The 17,797-nt window shown below is 42.5% G+C and carries 13 protein-coding genes; all 13 read left to right on the top strand.

Annotation, left to right across the window (positions count from 1 at the left end; translation table 11 throughout):
* Positions 1-11: 11 nt before the first annotated feature.
* The gene (locus C6H66_RS17445) at positions 12-1,361 is read left to right on the top strand and encodes a phage tail sheath C-terminal domain-containing protein (RefSeq protein ID WP_105396246.1); all 1,350 of its coding nucleotides are present in this window, start codon (positions 12-14) and stop codon (positions 1,359-1,361) included.
* 54 nt (positions 1,362-1,415) lie between these two features.
* Positions 1,416-2,606 carry a phage tail sheath family protein gene (locus C6H66_RS17440; protein WP_105396245.1) on the top strand — a complete coding sequence of 397 codons (1,191 nt, stop codon included), beginning with the start codon at positions 1,416-1,418 and terminating at the stop codon, positions 2,604-2,606.
* 35 nt (positions 2,607-2,641) lie between these two features.
* Positions 2,642-3,100: a phage tail protein gene (locus tag C6H66_RS17435; RefSeq protein WP_105396244.1), complete on the top strand. Its 459-nt coding sequence runs from the start codon at positions 2,642-2,644 to the stop codon at positions 3,098-3,100.
* On the top strand, positions 3,097-3,276 hold the full coding sequence (locus tag C6H66_RS17430; RefSeq protein ID WP_046397049.1) for a DUF5908 family protein: 180 nt from the start codon (positions 3,097-3,099) through the stop codon (positions 3,274-3,276). The genes C6H66_RS17435 and C6H66_RS17430 overlap by 4 nt, the downstream gene beginning before the upstream one ends.
* Positions 3,273-3,956 carry a CIS tube protein gene (locus C6H66_RS17425; protein ID WP_105396243.1) on the top strand — a complete coding sequence of 228 codons (684 nt, stop codon included), beginning with the start codon at positions 3,273-3,275 and terminating at the stop codon, positions 3,954-3,956. The genes C6H66_RS17430 and C6H66_RS17425 overlap by 4 nt, the downstream gene beginning before the upstream one ends.
* A complete protein-coding gene (locus tag C6H66_RS17420) occupies positions 3,953-5,554 on the top strand; it encodes a phage baseplate assembly protein V (RefSeq protein WP_105396242.1) in 1,602 nt (533 codons plus the stop codon). The genes C6H66_RS17425 and C6H66_RS17420 overlap by 4 nt, the downstream gene beginning before the upstream one ends.
* Before the next feature lie 12 nt (positions 5,555-5,566).
* Positions 5,567-6,013 carry a GPW/gp25 family protein gene (locus C6H66_RS17415; protein WP_105396241.1) on the top strand — a complete coding sequence of 149 codons (447 nt, stop codon included), beginning with the start codon at positions 5,567-5,569 and terminating at the stop codon, positions 6,011-6,013.
* Positions 6,010-6,426 (top strand): hypothetical protein, encoded by a 417-nt coding sequence (locus C6H66_RS17410; RefSeq protein WP_046397053.1) that lies wholly within the window; start codon positions 6,010-6,012, stop codon positions 6,424-6,426. The genes C6H66_RS17415 and C6H66_RS17410 overlap by 4 nt, the downstream gene beginning before the upstream one ends.
* 84 nt (positions 6,427-6,510) lie before the next feature.
* Positions 6,511-9,213 (top strand): baseplate J/gp47 family protein, encoded by a 2,703-nt coding sequence (locus C6H66_RS17405; RefSeq protein WP_105396240.1) that lies wholly within the window; start codon positions 6,511-6,513, stop codon positions 9,211-9,213.
* Positions 9,210-12,110: a hypothetical protein gene (locus C6H66_RS17400; protein ID WP_105396239.1), complete on the top strand. Its 2,901-nt coding sequence runs from the start codon at positions 9,210-9,212 to the stop codon at positions 12,108-12,110. The genes C6H66_RS17405 and C6H66_RS17400 overlap by 4 nt, the downstream gene beginning before the upstream one ends.
* Before the next feature lie 245 nt (positions 12,111-12,355).
* Complete coding sequence (locus tag C6H66_RS17395; protein ID WP_105396238.1) at positions 12,356-13,768, top strand: hypothetical protein; 1,413 nt, start codon at positions 12,356-12,358, stop codon at positions 13,766-13,768.
* Between the two features lie 81 nt (positions 13,769-13,849).
* On the top strand, positions 13,850-15,700 hold the full coding sequence (locus C6H66_RS17390; RefSeq protein ID WP_105396237.1) for a contractile injection system tape measure protein: 1,851 nt from the start codon (positions 13,850-13,852) through the stop codon (positions 15,698-15,700).
* Positions 15,701-15,709: 9 nt separating this feature from the next.
* Positions 15,710-17,794 (top strand): ATP-binding protein, encoded by a 2,085-nt coding sequence (locus tag C6H66_RS17385; RefSeq protein WP_046397057.1) that lies wholly within the window; start codon positions 15,710-15,712, stop codon positions 17,792-17,794.
* Positions 17,795-17,797 lie beyond the last annotated feature (3 nt).

The following is a 17,797-nucleotide window of genomic DNA, read 5'->3' as shown; positions in this document are numbered from 1 at the left end:
AGGAAAACCTCATGGCTTCTGCAACCTATAACACTCCGGGCGTTTATATCGAAGAAGACGCTTCGTTATCACTGTCAATAAACACCAACCCGACCGCGATCCCGGTTTTTATTGGTAAGTTTTTCAAACAAGACGGAACTCTGCCTAGTGAGACAAGCTGTATTAAAATCACCAGTTGGTTAGATTTTATCTCTCAGTTTTCACCCTCACCTGCTGTGTCAATACAGGCAGAAAAAGCAGCAAATATCGCAGATAACGAAGGGGACGCTAAAGATTCCTATACCTATACTGCAACCGTCACGGCAACTTCTTACGGTGCTTTTGCAGTACAGCACTATTTCAATAATGGTGGTGGCATATGCTATGTATTGCCGCTGATAGCGACCGATCAATCCACAGCAACAGCAGAACTAGCCACGTTGCCGGATCTGATCGAACAACAACAGGAGATTACCTTACTGGTTTGCCCTGAAAAGAATGAAACGTTAGCACATTACACAAAACAAGATGTCTACAATGCAGTGAATTCCCTGTTGCAAGATAAAGTGGATTACTTCCTCATCGCTGATAGTACAGATGGAACAGATAAACCTGCTACTCAAGCGGATAAAACCGCCGTTTATTACCCTGATTTAGCGACTTCTTTTACTTATAACCAACCAGCCGATATTGATATTAAGATAAGCGGTTATGACAATGTTGTTACCTTGGCCGACCTAAAAACGGCTGATCTAGCGGAATATACTAAAGCTAAACAAGCCGTCGACGATGCATGGAAAACGGCTAGTGTACCGACAACCCCCATTACCTTACCCCCAAGTGCCGCAGTCGCGGGTGCCTATGCGGCAACCGATGCCAGCCGCGGTGTCTGGAAAGCGCCAGCTAACGTGGCATTGAGTAATGCTAAACCATCTGTAGCAATCTCAGATGATGATCAAAGTGATATGAATAAAGCGGGCATTAATGCCATCCGTGAATTTACCGGCAAAGGTACGCTGATTTGGGGCGCTCGTACTCTGCAAGATGATGACAATTGGCGCTATATTCCGGTTCGACGTCTCTTTAACAGCGCAGAGCGGGATATCAAGCAAGCCATGCGCACCGCCGTTTTTGAACCCAATAGCCAGCCTACCTGGGAACGGGTGAAATCTGCTATTGACAACTATCTCTATTCCTTATGGCAACAAGGAGCATTAGCGGGAAATAAACCGCAGGAAGCCTATTTTGTCCAGATTGGTAAAGGGATCACCATGTCTGACGACGATATCAAACAAGGGAAAATGATTGTCAAAGTGGGCATGGCCGCGGTACGTCCGGCTGAATTTATTATCCTTCAGTTTTCACAACATGTAGCACAGTAATCGTACTGAGACGCGGTTCAGCGCCGCGTCTATTCAGTCGCTAAGGAGACGATAATGGAGATAACACAGCCAAGTGTCACCGTCACAGAAAATCTGATATCCCAAAAACCGGATAATGAATTTATCGGCGTACCAGTCTTTATTGGTTATACCCAATCTGCTGAAAATAGCCATATCAGTGATCAAACCACCATCAAACTAAATAGCCTGGCCGATTTTACCCTGTCGTTTAAAAAAACAGGATTAATGTACTATTCCGTGCGCCACTTCTTTGAGAACGGTGGTCAACAAGCCTACGTACTGTCTCTAAGTTCGGCTCAACCGCCAACAGATTTTCAAACATTGATAAACACACTAAAGCAAGATTGGCTTCAACAAGCCATTGCCGCAGAGAACGAAATCACGCTGATCGTTGTGCCTGATATTGTTAGCTTTAATCAGGAAAATTCTCCCGATGTCAAAATAGACCTTTGGTTATCGTTCTGGCAATCCGTACTCGATCTTTGCAAGAATCGGCGCGGCATTATGGGATTACTGGATGCGCCGCATGATCCTAAACTGGCCGCTCAATGTTTAACGCAATTCTCCTCAAGTGATCGACAGTGGAGTGCCGTCTATTGGCCGAATCTAAACAGTGCCTATCAAGATAAAGAACAAAACTTTATCGTGCTTTCACCGACCGCCGCAGTGGCGGCCGTCATCCAGCGTAACGATAACCAACAAGGCGTATGGACCGCTCCGGCCAACATTGCCTTAGCCAAAGTGATTAGCCCGGTACATTCTTATATTGAAGCCGATGCACTCTTTAACCCGGATGGCGCCTCGCTGAATCTGGTGCGCAGCTTTCCCGGCAAAGGCATTAGGATCTGGGGATGCCGAACGTTGGAAAATACCCACGATTCCCCCTGGCGTTATATTCAGACCCGCCGTCTGGTTTCCTATATCGAAGCCCACATGACCCAACTGGGCCGCGCCTTTGTCTTTGAACCCAATAACGCCATCACTTGGATGAAATTCAAAGGCCAGGCCCATAACTGGCTACGTCAGTTATGGTTAAAAGGCGGATTACGGGGCACCCAGGAAGATCAAGCATTTGAGGTATTGCTAGGTATTGACGAGTCAATGAGTGAAGCAGATCTACAAGCTGGGAAAATGATCGTCAAGATCAAATTAGCAGTGTTAATTCCAGCCGAATTTATTGAACTGAGCCTGACATTTGATACCCGTACCGGCACCACTCGTTAAGTTAAACAGAAACAAAAGTTAAACAGAGGCAAAATATGAATAACCTCTACACCCCGGCAGTGTCACACCGTTTTATCGCCAGTTTTCTTTTTAACAACATTCCCAGCCCACTGGATATCGCCTTTCAACGCATATCGGGCCTGAGCCGCGAGCTGCAAGCCACCCAACATAGTCAAGGCGGGGAAAACGCCAGAAATACCTGGCTGGCAGAGAAAATCCAGCATGGCAGTTTGGTTCTGGAGCGTGGCGTAATGATAGTCACCCCGCTCACGCTGGTGTTTGATCGCGTCCTGCGGGGCGAAAAAGCGGTCTATGCCGATGTCGTAATTATGCTACTGAACGAAAATTCATTGCCCGTGGCAAGTTGGACTGTCAGTAATGCACTGCCGGTGCGCTGGTCCACTGGGGATTTTGACGCCAATAGCAATGCCATTCTGGTTAACTCACTGGAATTACGTTATCAGGATATGCGCTGGTTAGGAGTGAAAGTATGACCGTTGAAATTAAGGAACTGATTATTCAGGCCAAAGTCACCGATCCCGCAAGCGATCAATCCTCCCGATTCCCACAGACATTAGCTCAGGAAGCGCTGGATAACGCTCGCTTAATTGAGAGGATAAAACGTGAAGTACTAGACGCATTGCGTGAAGCGGGAGGCAATCAATTATGAGCTTAATTGAACGCAGTTTGACCAGACTCACGCTCACCGCCTTTAAAGACCGGGAAGGTAAAATCTCAGTGGGCAGTTTGCAAGCAATGTATAACCCTGATGCTATCCAACTGGATTATCAAACCCACTATCAACAGGATGAAAGCATTAACCGCGCCAGCCAAAGCAGTCGTTATATGTTATCGCAACCCACCGGCCTGTCATTAACGTTGTTGTTTGATGCCACAATGCCCGGCAACAGCACCCCGGTAGAAACCCAACTAGCAACCCTGAAAACTCTGTGTGCGGTGGATGCCAGCACCAACGTACCCCACTTCCTCAAGATCAAATGGGGCAAAATGCGCTGGGAAAACAAAGGCTATTTTGCCTGCCGCTCCAGCGGCCTCGCCATTAATTACACCCTGTTTGATCGGGATGCCACTCCACTGCGCGCCACAGCCACGTTATCTTTAGTTGCGGATGAGAGCTTTGTTATTCAGGCCACCGAACAGCAATTAAAATCGCCGCCAGCCACCGCAGTCAGCGTCACCGATATGCTCTCGCTGCCGTTGATCGCCCTCGGCGCCGGGGCCTCTCTGGCGGGCGGTATTGATTACCTCTCTCTGGCCTGGCAAAACGGTCTGGATAATCTTGATGATTTCACCCCAGGGCAAACGCTGCAAGCACAGGGGGACGAATGAAAATACCGGCGATAGACATTAAGATAGCGGGAAAAACACTTAGCCAGTTTTCTGTGATGAGTCTAACCGTCAATCATCAAATCAACGGTATCCCCTCAGCCAATATCACTCTTAGCGTAACCGGTGACGCCAACGCGATTTTTGCCGCCCAAGCGCAAGCTGAACTTACAAGCTGTCAGCCCAATCAAGCACTGATCGTACAACTGCAAAAAACCGTGTTGTTCAAGGGGATCATTGTTCGACAGGCACTTAAGCTTAAGGGCCAAGACAGCCTGATTACCCTAACGGCGAAGCATCCACTGCAAAAACTCACTAACGGTTTCCATTCGCAGCTATTCAGCCAACAGAGTGATGAGGCCATTATCAGAAAACTATTTAGTCAGGCAAATATACCGGTGACGATAAAGCAAGCGCCTCAGCTTAAAACCGTTCATGAACAAATGGTGCAATTCCGTTGCAATGACTGGACCTTCTTAAAAAACCGATTCGTTGCCACTAATACCTGGCTGCTTCCCGGCAACGATTCAGCTACGCTGGTGACACCTAAGTCACTGAACCAGTCAGCTATCCATACTCTCCACCAGCGTGCCAACGATCAGGACATTGTACTGTTTGAAGCAGATCTGCAATGGGATAACCAACGCAGCCCTAAAACCGTCAGCATACAATCCTGGGACATTACCCAGCAAAAACTATTTCAGGCAGCCCAATCAAAAAGCAGCGGGCTTGGCAGTGGTCAACTTGCCACGGACAACGTAGCCGCGCTGACCGAGCAAGACTGGCAATGGATTTTCAGCTACCCACTGGATAACGAACAAGCCAAACAGCTTGCGCAAGGCATTATGGATAACCGGCGAAGTGATAATGTCTCCGGCAGCGTTGAAGTTGAAGGCAGTGACCGTTATCAACCGGGGGATCGCCTTGCACTGAAAGGATTTGGTCAAGGGATGGATGGTCAGGCGATTATCACCGGCGTGAGCCAGATAATCACCCAGCGGCAAGGCTGGCGTACCCGGTTAACGCTGGGTTTATTGCCGGAAACAGAACACGTTATACCGCAGGTGAAAGAGTTACACGTCGGTATCGTGGAAAAATACCAGCAAGACGACCAATCATTGGGCCGTATTCCCGTCAAAATACCCGCCTTTAATTTAACTCACGGCATACTTTTTGCCCGGCTGGGAAAACCTTACGCCAGTCATGAAAGCGGATTCTGCTTCTACCCGGAACCGGGGGATGAGGTGATTATCGGTTTCTTTGAATGTGATCCCCGTTTTCCGGTGATATTAGGCTCCATGCATAACCCGAAAAATAAATCACCGGTAGAACCCAGTGAAAAAAACTCAAGAAAAACTTTGATTATTAAGCAAGGGGATCATCAACAAGCATTAGAATTCAATGATCAAGATAAAATTATCGCCCTTCATAGCGGAGAACATTCATTATCACTGCAACAGGATAAAGATATTACGCTAAATTCGGCAAAGAATATTATCACCAAAGGTCAGGAAATTAATATACAGGCTGAGAAATCCTTGTCAGCCACTGGAAAATCCGGCGTCGATATTAAAGGTGCGAAAATTAACTTAACACAATAATAAGGCAATGAGATGACAGACAAAATATTAGCCGATATTTATGGTCAAGGTTGGGCCTTTCCGCCACAGTTTTTTATCCAAGAGAATATACAGTCAGAAATACCCACCGGTGTCAAAATGGCGGCAGGAGCGGAAAATGTTCGCCAAAGCATGAAAATTCTTTTTCTCACCGAGCCCGGCGAACGGATTATGCGTGAAGATTATGGTTGCGGCCTAAATGATTATCTGTTTGCCAATATCAATGATGAATTGATGGCGGAAATTCAAACCCGGATTGAAGAGCGTGTACTGCGCTATGAACCGCGGGCGGAAATCACGGTGATTCAGGTCAATCAGAGAACGGACTTGCTAAATACCTTACATGTTCAGGTTACTTATGCACTAAGAGGCAGCGATATCAACCAACAGCTTGAAGGCGTCCTTGAAGTGAGTGAAGGCCGGATACAGGTGAGCCAATGAGCAAACAACTGATAGTGGATGGCGACAACCTGCTATTCGAACCGTTATTCGGCAACCGGCAGGTGACAATCTTGGGGCCGGCAACTATTCGGGGCAGCGGGCATGCACAAATCCAAAATAAAAAAATTGCCATTGTGGGAGATGAAAAAAAGGTACAGCTTCAGGCGCAGTATATTGCTCCCGGTTATCCAATACCCGGTATGGGTATAGTCACCATTGCCCAGTTAGATGCCAGCCAACAAGCAAATTTTTGCCGCAGCCCTGCATCGGTGATTATCGTCGGGCAGCAATTTACCGCCCGTTTCACCCCGACACAACCGGCAAATAACCCATTGAGTGGCCCGGATGTAACAACACCCAGTATGGGAAAAGGCCGTTTTATCGCCAGTCAATATATCGTCACGGCCGGATAAATAACGCCTTCAACTTTATTTCTAAATAACAACCATCTCCTGAAAACATCTCAGGGATATAATTCAATAACAGGTGGTATAAATATGGGACAAGCCGAGTTAGATAATAAGCTCTCTGCTATCGTGCCAGATAATGCATTTAAACTTGATGAAAGAAGTGCGCTGGATATTTTAAACTGGCTCAAAGAATACGCCGCAATTATTCCTTTCGATCAAGAGAGAAAAAAGTCCTGGGACAGTTTCTACTTTACACAGGAAAATAACCCTCAGCAATTAGCGGATCTTTACCAGAATGTTAATCAAGCGAATGGTCTTTTACCGGCACATCAAGCTTTTGTATTGGCTTTTTTAAAACTGTTAGAAACACCCAAGGTATTATTTAATACCTTCCCGGCCCGACATCGTGATCTTTATTATCGGCAATTATTGGGCCTGAAACCCAGAAGCGCCCAAGCGGATCGCGTTGCCATCGGCATTAGCCTGAATGCAGATAACCCTGAATCTCTGGTAGCGCAAAGAACCCTTTTTGACGCCGGACAAGACAGCGCCGGTAATTCATTACAATATGCGTCAGACACGGATTTACTGGTGAATCAGGGAGCATTAACCGACTTGCGTTGGTATCGAAAAAATAACGATGGTTGGCAATCGGCGATACCTCTGGATCTCTCAAATAACATTAAATTACCCGAGAACGGTATCCAACTCTTTAGCCCAACAGCCAATGACGTGCCGGTTCTTTCCGGTTATCTGATTACCTCTTCTTTGTTTGCCATGACCACAGGAGAACGTCATATCACATTAACGCTGGAAAACGATTGGGAAGGTCAAGCGGAACACCTCACCGCTAAAATCAGCGCCAAAGATCATTGGTTATCGTTGTCGGTAAATCTTATCGACACAAAGAACATTGAACTGGGATTATCATCCACTGATGATCCTATCAGCCCACCAGATAACCTTGACGGAATGACATTCGACGTACCGGTATTGAAATTAGGCACCACTCAGCAGCCTACGTTACCCAAAATTAGCGGTATTGAAATCAGCATTAACGGCAACCGTAGTGTGCGCTATGCCTCTGATGGCGGAATTGAACAAACCGATAAAACCAGCTTTCCCTTTGGTCAATTGCCCTCGTTGGGTTCTGGCTTTAATCTGGTTGCCCCTGAATGGTATGGTTCTGAAAACGCGACGCTTACTCTGACCCCTCAATGGGTTGGCTTGCCTACAGAGAATTTTCCAAATTGGTATGAAAAATATGATCCTAAACCTGCCGATAATAGCGCGTTTAAAGTACAGGGCTATTTAATCACGTCTCAGGAAAGACAGACCATTGATGGCCTCCAGTCATTATTTGGCGGAACCGACGCACCACAAGGACAAAGCCTAAGTTTTACCTTACCGGCAATGGACTACCCTGTTGCAGACAGCCCCTCCGCCAATGATTGGCCGGCATCAGTACGCATAGAATTGGCCGAACAGGATTTTCTGCACACGCAATACTGGCGAGATCCTAACGATAAAAATTTACCCTACACCCCGCAAATTAGTGCATTACAGGTTACATTCAACGCGATAGTGAAAACGGAGCAATACACCGTTTATCCACTCACCCCTTTTGGCTGGGGCAACGCGAACACCGAGACGCCTTCATTCACCAATGACGCACTCTATTTAGGCTTCACCAATGTGTCACCGGGACAAACCTTATCCCTATACTGGCAGTTAGTCGGTGTTCAAGAACTTACGCTATTCTGGTCTTATCTGAATCAACAAAACACCTGGCAACCATTAAACCAACTGGTTCACGATCAAACTCACAACCTGTTTGACCGGGGGATATGGAGTACGCTGTTGCCACAGGACGCATCAAATCAGGCAGCCTTGATGCCGATAGGACGATATTGGCTGAAAGCGGAGATAACTCAGCAGACCGCTCTTAAGAATTACCCCAAAATGCAAGGCATACTGTATAACGCGACAACCGCCACCTTAATCAACCCAGAAACTATTGAGTCGGATCACTTTACCAACGGATTAGCCGCCGACAGTATTAAACAGCTAGTCAATACATCCCCTGCCATTAGCGGCGCCACTCAACCTTGGGCCTCCTGGAATGGTCGCCCGAAAGAGACCGAATCCGCTTTCCTCGCCCGGATTCCCACCCGGCTGTCCCATCGTAACCGGGCATTAAACTGGGGGAATATTGTCATCTTATTGAAAGAACACTTTGTCAGCTTATTTGATATCAAATATCCCTCCGGCAATAAATTAACCCAAATTCCGGCCCCAGAAACGCAACAATTAATTGTCATCCCGGACAGCCGTTACAAAGATAATGATGATGCATTGCGCCCAACATTGAACCCTGCCCGACTGGCAGAGATGGTCGAATGGTTAAAGCAACTCAGCAGCCCCTGGACAAACATTAAGATCGATAATCCAACCTACATTAATGTCCTGATCAGTTACGAACTTGTGTTTGTCTCAGGCATCAACCCTGACTACGGCCACTATCAGTTAAAACAAGCTCTGATTCGGAAATATATGCCGTGGGCAGAAGATCCTACTATCAGCGTGACAACCGGTAATCGTATTGATTACTACCAGTTATTAGCCACCATTCAGCAATCACCTTTAGTTGAACGAGTCACCAACTTAACCTTGAAAAAATTGCTCCAAACCACAGAAGCAGTGAGTGGCAGTGTAGAAGCTGATGATAATGAAGTGCTGATTTTAGTCTGGTCTAATGACACGTTTTCAAGCCAAGGAGCTAATAAATGAGTAATCAAGATGCCCTGTTTCCCACCGTTAAAGACGATATTGCCTTTGATACCTTACTTACCCAAGCCAAGGCAGTTATTGAACAACAATCTGGTCAACTCTGGAGCGACACGGGTGAAAGTGATCCCGGCATGACGTTACTGGAAGCCTGTTGTTATGGTGCGTCCGATCTGGCCTATCGCCTTTCGCTGCCACTCACCGATCTCCTTACCCCTGAACAGACAGCGGGCGACGGTATTTTTCCACAAGAATTTGGCCCGCAACAAATGCTGACCTGCGGCCCCATTACCGTGGAGGATTATCGCCGGGCCTTACTGGATTTACATAGCAGCGATAACATTAATGACAACAGTGAAGGTTATTTTTTCTTTAACAATGTACAGCTTATTCGTGAACCTGAAAGTCAACGCTATCAATACTGGTATAACAAAGAGAAACGTGAGTATAGCTTTAAAAATTCCGGCTCAGATAGCCAATTAACATTAAAAGGAAATTATTGGCTTTATTTACTGCCCAGTCGGGAAACTGAAACGGATAAAACTCAAGCTCAAACAAGATTAAAGAACTTCCTGAAAAATAACCGTAATTTGGGAGAATCAGTCAGTAAAATTATCTGGCTAAACCCAACTGATTTATCTTTGCAAATTGCGATTGAACTTGATGATGACGTCAAAGATATTGCGGATATCTTTGCCCAAGTTTATATGACAGCAGAACAAATGGTTATTGCAACGCCATTACGCTATACCACCCACTCTATGATGGAACAGGGTTACAATAATGAAGAGATATTTTCAGGACCTTATTTACATCACGGCTGGATACCCCAATTACCTCAAACCAAAGATTACACCGACTCTACAGAATTAAATCTCAGCCATTTAGTTAACCGATTACTCGATATCAAAGGGATACAACGCATTACCGATCTATCATTAGGTGAGCACGATGGAAATATTTCTCCATTGCCGTCAGACGAGTGGTCCTGGACTATTTCCCAAGGGTACTATCCCAGATTATGGGGTAATGACCCCTTAACAATAATTACCTCACCAAACAGCCCGCTCAAAATTACCGCCAAAGGTGGGGTTAAAGTTACTGTTTCCAAACAAGATATAGAGAATAAAATCATTACAGAGCCGCTGATCAATACCCAGCCAGAACTATTAAACTGGGGCAAACATCGTAAAGTCCTGAATTACTACCCGGTGAGCAATAAATTACCCGCCTGCTATGGATTGCAGACCTGCCCTAATATACCATCACAGCAACTAAAATTGCATCAATTTATCCTGCCTTTTGAGCAGATGCTGGCTAATAGCTGCGACGAACTCAATCTCTTGCCAAAATTATTAGCCTTTAAACAACGGGGAAATAGTGTATATGGTGCTCAATGGCCTTTTAAACCTAATACCGTCAGTGATCAAGTCTATCAAGACATAAAATCTACTTTGATGGAAAAATTAAATAATGATTCCCAAATCTATAATAATGATGGTATTCATCAACAAAACTACATAAAAGAGCTAGCGATTCTTGATTATCTGTTGGGCTATTTTGGTACCCATCGAGCAGCCAGACCACTTACACCAGATTCACTACTGGGCTTAAAGGATTTTCTATCAACTCAACAAGGCTATTTGGCTCAACAACCTGAGTTGACCTATCACCGTAATAATATTCGTATTGATAAAGTGTCAGCACTGCAAAAACGGATTGCTGCCCGGCTAGGCTTAGGTGGAGAATGCTTCAGAGAAACACCCGATCTAGCTAATCTTCCTTTTTATCTGATTGAACATCGTCAGCTATTACCAGAAAAACCCGATCCAGCATTCAACAGTGAACAGACGCCTAGTAAAGTAGAAATTAAAGATGCTCCCGATACTAAAAGTCATCTGCTAATGATTACAAAGCAAGGTACAGAGGGTCAATTATTACAAGGTCAGCTGATCAACCTGATTATTATTGAAGGTGACAGAGAATTCACATTGCGGGGCCAAGTCATCACGGATGTGGATGTAGCAGGAGAAACATTTTCCCTTAACACCCGTAATAGTACAGCTCTGGAGTACAATCTAAAAAGAGTAAAACAGGCATTTAATGACGGTAAGCTGCGTTGGCAAAATAGCCCAGTATGGATGGAAGATATGGATTATCAATTAGTTTATGCCGATAAAACACCTCAACATAATGCAGAAGATGAACGCTGGATCACTTTCAGCCCCCAAAGTTCCTTCCCTGCAATGATCAAAATAAATGATGAAATCACGTTGAAATATGTGATTACACCCGATGATGGCCCTATACAGACATCCGATTATGAACTCAAAGCACACGTAATTGAGTTTGATCGTATTCAAGGGACAATATTACTTAAACAAATCCCAGACCCACAAAATCCACATAATATTTTTCCTCCAAAGGAAGAGGCATGGCGTTATCGTTGGTATTTCTCCAGTGACGAATATGCCAAAACCGATCGTTTCTCATTCGTGGTGAGCGTAGTAATTAATTACCAATTCATTGAAAATAACGACGTCGAACCTTACAAATTGGAATCGTGGATTAAGAGTGAGATTTTAGCTGAATTCCCAGCCCATCTTGCGATGATTATTCACTGGCTACCGCAGGAACATTTTAGGAATTTTGCCAGTACCTATAAACGTTGGCAAAAGAATGACGCGCCTTTAGGGGATGAATCATACCATATTTTAGAAATGTTAACCCTAGGACGCCTACCCTCAGGATTAACCGGCACAGGACATATGCGAATTGCTACCCCAGAGCAACGAGATGCTGTAATTGGTAAATCTGGAACTGAGTGGAATACTGAGGTAATCATTAGTAATCAGCTATTATATGTACCTCCCTATATGGTGGAAGAAAAACCTAAATAATCACGGTTATTAATTAATGAATAATGGTGAAAGACATTTATTGAGAACTCTTAAATTAGATCTAGAATGGTGAAATAATAGATTAATTTACCCAATAAAAAAGAGGAGGATTAATATGATCCCACAGTAATAAACATTTATTTTACTATTAAATAAAACATCCTTTCTTATAACAACCCCACTATGTGGTAATATTCACTAAATATTTAAAACAAAATAATTTGATACTATCCAAGGTGATAAAAATGGAAAAGAAAGACAATCTGTCCAATTCAGAAAATATCAATATTGAATCAATAGGCCCTTCAACAGATGATTTAAAAAATCGCTTTAAGGCGGAAAGTATTCCATTACAGACCGATTATTCCGACTTGATTGATATTGCTGATATTGGCCGCAAAGCAACCGGGCAAGCATTCGGCCAAACCCCTAGCCAAGACCCTACTCTGGAGCTAGATAGTAACGATTTACTAATAGTAAAAATTGACCCCGACGGTGGCCTAAAGCGAAGCATAAAAGGGTTAGGGATTAAACTTACTGATAGCGATCAGACAAAAACTGGGTTATCCCTAACAAGCAGTGGATTAAAAGTAGATTCTGGTTTGGGGATTATATTAACAGAAGGTCACGGTGTCAGTATTCAGCTTACTGATAGCAACGATCAAACAAATACCGGGCTGTTTCTAACAACTGATGGATTAAGAGTAGATCCTGGCAAAGGGATTAAATTAGAAACAGGTCACGGTGTTAGTGTAGGAGAAGGAAATGGTATTCAAGTCAATCCAGATGATATAGCTGTAAAACCCAAAACTAATGGCGGTATTTCTGTTGATACAGATGGAGTTTCGGTAAAACTCAAACCTAATAGTGGTATTAACGTTGATACCGATGGCATTTCAATAAGATCTTCTAATGGCATTATTACTAATGCCGATGGAGTTTCCGTAAAACCCAAACCTAATAGCGGTATTTCCGCTAATGCAGATGGTGTAAGTGTTCTATGCTGGGAAGGTGGCGGTATTCGAGTGACTGACAGTACGGGTATTTATTTAAAACTAGAGGGAGGTGATACAAGTGGTTCGAGCGGCACAAGTGGTTTGAGCTTAAGTACAAATGGCGTAAAAGTCAAAGCAGGTAATGGAATTAATGTTGATACCAGTGGAGTAAGCATTAAACTTGCGAATAGTGACCAAACATTAACTGGGCTGTCCCTGACAAGTAGTGGATTACAAGTAGATGATGGCCTGGGAATTGTATTAACAAAAGATCATGGTATTAGTGTTGGAGCTGGTAATGGCATTCAAGTAAATACAAATAATGTTGCTGTTAAAGCCAAAACTAATGGTGGTATTAAGGTAGACCAAGATGGTGTAAGCGTTGATATACAATCAATTGCATCAGCACTCGCTAACCTAATTATCCCATCAGGAACAATTGTGCCATTTTATAGTAATGGTAGTTTACCTAATGGTTGGGTATGGTGTGATGGAAGTAACGGAACGCCTGACTTAAATACTAACCGTAATGGTCACGATTCAGGGGACAATATTAATTTAATTTCAGGTTGGGGGGACATACATACTGATTTTTGGCAATTAGGCTCAGGAAAACATATAGCAGCAAATATATATTACATGAGATACATTATGAAAAAATAAATTAAGTAATCATAGTGATATATCCTATATAAAACCCACTGCACATTTATTACGTCAATTCACGACAGAGGAAATATTAATATGCCCTTGGAGCCAAATCTGTTAAACCGGATAATCATTACTATTGATGCTAATAATTCACAGGTAGCTAAAAAAGTATTGCATGGCTCCCTGCTTAATCAAGCCAATATAAGTAACTTATTTAATACATTCTTTACTCAATATCCGATTAATCGGGATATCCATTTAGAAACATTAACCTTGGATCTTGGAGAAATAAACTTTCATAGTTTTAATTCACTATTCCCGGCACGGCTTAATACTGCTCTGAATAAAGCATTAAGCCAATATCAAATTAATAATCAGGAGAAAAAAATATCCCTAAAACAATCAAAGTCACAGAAAACAAACAACAATCCATCTTTATTACATGATAATAATTTAATGAATATTGAGAATTTCATTCATTATTTAAATCAGAAAAATAAAGCATTAAACTCAGTGGAGGTAATAGATAATCATCATAATATTGACATCAATATTCAGCAACTAATTAATCAATTAATTGGAATAGAAGATAAATGGGTTCTGTTATTAGCAAAAAGCTGTTTATCTGAACCAAGTCTGCAACGGTTATTAGCGCTTAAGCAGCCCGCTTTATTCATCGCTATTAACCACAAACTATCCGAAAGGATAAACAGATCACAATATTTGGGGGAATCTGTCTCCCCCGGACAATTGATACTCAATGCATTGCAATATATACAACTAAATAATACACAGGAAATACCTAAACTGGATGCGAAAGTAATATCATATATCACCACTGAATTGGAAAGCGGCGCACTTAATCCAGCATCTGTTATTACATTATTTCGCCAGATTATCATTCACAATATTCCATTAAATAGTTGGTTAAGGCAGATTTGGCAAACCACGGCGGTTGCAAAATTTAGCGCAAAATATCTATCTGTTGAAGAGTATCAATACTTGGAGGAATATATTACTTCAAACCACACGGATAAAAACCACATTGATATAGAATTAACTATTGCTCATACCAATATCCATAATTCCCAAGAAGATCAATATTGGTCTGAACATTTTATTCCAAATCATACGAATAAAAATAAACCCAATAAACAATCAATCATTAATAAGATTAACAATCTCAATGTTCAAGAAGAACAACATTTACCTGAAAATCTTATTGTAAACCACACAAATAACAATAAATCTGGCAAAAAATTATCCGTAACTGATGTTGATATTCATAGTTATCAATATCCGGCAAATAAAAAGGTAACATCTGAAAATCAGAAAAAATTTTCAGTATCGAATAATTCATCTATTACAAATAATAGGCATAACCAATTCCGAACCACCAGAAAAGCACATTCTGAATCGGCTTTATTATCCGAACAAACTCTTCCCTATCAGGTAAATAATGCCGGAATATTGATTTTATGGCCGATGCTATCCACGTTATTTAATCAATTAAACCTACTTGAGGGTCAAAGATTTATTCATCGTCAAGCTCAATTCAGCGCGATTAATTTCTTTAATTATTTGATTTGGGGAAATGAAGAGATACAAGTAGAACCAAATATATTGAATAATATTCTGTGTGGATTAATGGTTAACGAGTCTATTGAATTAGCGCCTGTTGAACCAGAGAAACAGTTGATAATAGATCAATGGTTAGACGCTATTATTAGCCAACTTCCCGGCTGGAAAAAATTAACCCGTAATGACGCTCGGCAACTGTTTTTACAACGACCGGGGGAATTGCTGATCAATGATCAAGAAATTAATATCACGGTAGAGCATCAGCCATTTGATGTGCTATTAACCGACTGGCCGTGGCCATTAAATATCGCCAAACTTCCCTGGCTGGCTCGCCTTTTACTGATCGACTGGCAAAACATTTAGAAGGTTTATATGGACTACCTACTGACAAATAACCCCTATAGGGGGACTGAATTACGCTGGATTTATCCCCAACTGGAACGTATCGATCTGCTATTACAGCAATACTATTATCAAAAGAGCGACCTGTACGATTCATTACCAGAAAGTTTTTTATTAACCGAAGATGAAGTCGAACAATGTTTAACATCACCGCAGGGTATTCCTCATTGGCTAACTCAAGTAAATAATCCTATTCACTATCCAGAAATCGAGGAAAACCCTGCCATTGATGCATTATCATTATTAATTGAACGTTTTGAACTGACCGAATTTGAGCGTGATGTTTTACTATTAGGTTTATTACCCCATTTTGACAGCCGTTATCATGCATTATTTGCTGCGCTGAATGGTAATAGTAAAAAACAATGGCCCAGTTTCTCATTAGCGATTGAATTATTTAGCCAACGCCAAAGTGATCGACAATTACTGCAAAACAGCTTTTTACCGCAAACACCGTTAATTCATAACCAACTCTTACGGCTTAATAATCACGAAGAAGCTATTTGGTTACAAACACAATTCTCAACTCACAGCGCGGTATGGCATTTTTTATCGGGACAACGAACGCTTTTACCACCAGTGATAACCTGTGCTAACTGGTGTATTCCTACCTCACATAATTGGTATCCACAAACTCTTTATCATTCACTGGAAAAGATATTATTAAATGAAACCGATAAAATACGTCCACTGGTCATACTCAGAGGAAAAGAAGGCAACGCCAGAGAATTAGCGGTCAGTAATATTATGGCATCTCATGGCATTAATACCTTAACCGTTGATTTAGCCCACCTGTCGAATGAAGAAAACAGAGTCAGAATATCCAGCTTATTAACGGACGTAATACGCGAAACCCGGTTACATGATGCCTGTTTATTGATCCGCAATTTCTCTTTGTTTACAGCGGAGAAGAAAATACTACACCATGAATTATCTATTTTACTAAATCAGCCAAAATTACGCGTGGTTTGCTTGGTAGAATCGGGAGATGCATTAGTCTGGCTTAAGCATCTGCCAATCGTGCAGATTGACATGCCAGTAATGACTTTAGCAGAAAGAAAATCAATGCTAATAGCAAGTTTACCGGAGAATGTCGCTCAGGAAATCAATATTACTCAGCTCTGTCAGCGTTTTTCATTTACCGCGGAAACATTACCGTTCATTCTTGAAGAAGCACATCAATATCAAAAAATTCGGCAACCAGAAGGACAATTAAAAGAAACAGATTTACGTAAGGCATTAAGTTTCCGTGCTCAACAAAATTTCGGTAAATTAGCCCAACGAATAAACCCAAAACGCAATTTTAATGATTTAGTGGTTTCAGATGCGTTAGCGCAACAGTTAAAAGAAATTATTGCCGCCATTCATTACCGTGACCAAATTCTAAGCGCTGGCTTTCAGGAAAAAATCAGTTACGGTACCGGTATTAGTGCATTATTTTACGGAGAATCGGGTACCGGCAAAACAATGGCTGCCGAGGTCATTGCCGGTTATCTTGGGGTTGATCTGATTAAGGTTGATCTCTCTACCGTGGTAAATAAATATATCGGTGAAACGGAAAAAAACATCTCCCGTATTTTCGACCTAGCGGAAGCAGATTCCGGGGTGCTATTTTTCGATGAAGCAGATGCCCTATTTGGCAAACGCAGCGAGACCAAAGATGCCCAAGACAGACACGCCAATATCGAAGTATCTTATTTATTACAGCGGCTAGAGAATTATCCGGGATTAGTGATTTTAGCCACCAATAACCGCAGCCATTTGGACAGCGCGTTTAATCGCCGTTTTACCTTTATTACCCGCTTTACTTATCCCGATGAAGCATTACGTAAGAAAATGTGGCAAAAAATTTGGCCTGAACAACTGACATTATCCGACGAAATTGATTTCGAACATCTGGCTAAACGGTCTGATTTAACCGGAGCGAACATCAGAAATATCGCCTTATTATCATCCATATTAGCCGCAGATGATAATATTGGACAAGTTGAAAATAAGCATATAGAACGGGCCGTGATACTTGAATTAAATAAAACCGGCCGATTGGCATTTTAAAAA

Origin of the sequence: Photorhabdus hindustanensis (genome assembly GCF_002968995.1) — a bacterium.
Lineage (GTDB): Bacteria > Pseudomonadota > Gammaproteobacteria > Enterobacterales > Enterobacteriaceae > Photorhabdus > Photorhabdus akhurstii.
The sequence above is the reverse complement of the archived record's forward strand: the minus strand, read 5'-3'. Positions and strand labels throughout refer to the sequence as shown.

What these genes read in the sequence shown, in the direction of transcription:
- C6H66_RS17445 (WP_105396246.1), top strand. Translation starts at nt 12, where the DNA reads ATGGCTTCTGCAACCTATAACACTCCGGGCGTTTATATCGAAGAAGAC.
- C6H66_RS17440 (WP_105396245.1), top strand. Translation starts at nt 1,416, where the DNA reads ATGGAGATAACACAGCCAAGTGTCACCGTCACAGAAAATCTGATATCC.
- C6H66_RS17435 (WP_105396244.1), top strand. Translation starts at nt 2,642, where the DNA reads ATGAATAACCTCTACACCCCGGCAGTGTCACACCGTTTTATCGCCAGT.
- C6H66_RS17430 (WP_046397049.1), top strand. Translation starts at nt 3,097, where the DNA reads ATGACCGTTGAAATTAAGGAACTGATTATTCAGGCCAAAGTCACCGAT.
- C6H66_RS17425 (WP_105396243.1), top strand. Translation starts at nt 3,273, where the DNA reads ATGAGCTTAATTGAACGCAGTTTGACCAGACTCACGCTCACCGCCTTT.
- C6H66_RS17420 (WP_105396242.1), top strand. Translation starts at nt 3,953, where the DNA reads ATGAAAATACCGGCGATAGACATTAAGATAGCGGGAAAAACACTTAGC.
- C6H66_RS17415 (WP_105396241.1), top strand. Translation starts at nt 5,567, where the DNA reads ATGACAGACAAAATATTAGCCGATATTTATGGTCAAGGTTGGGCCTTT.
- C6H66_RS17410 (WP_046397053.1), top strand. Translation starts at nt 6,010, where the DNA reads ATGAGCAAACAACTGATAGTGGATGGCGACAACCTGCTATTCGAACCG.
- C6H66_RS17405 (WP_105396240.1), top strand. Translation starts at nt 6,511, where the DNA reads ATGGGACAAGCCGAGTTAGATAATAAGCTCTCTGCTATCGTGCCAGAT.
- C6H66_RS17400 (WP_105396239.1), top strand. Translation starts at nt 9,210, where the DNA reads ATGAGTAATCAAGATGCCCTGTTTCCCACCGTTAAAGACGATATTGCC.
- C6H66_RS17395 (WP_105396238.1), top strand. Translation starts at nt 12,356, where the DNA reads ATGGAAAAGAAAGACAATCTGTCCAATTCAGAAAATATCAATATTGAA.
- C6H66_RS17390 (WP_105396237.1), top strand. Translation starts at nt 13,850, where the DNA reads ATGCCCTTGGAGCCAAATCTGTTAAACCGGATAATCATTACTATTGAT.
- C6H66_RS17385 (WP_046397057.1), top strand. Translation starts at nt 15,710, where the DNA reads ATGGACTACCTACTGACAAATAACCCCTATAGGGGGACTGAATTACGC.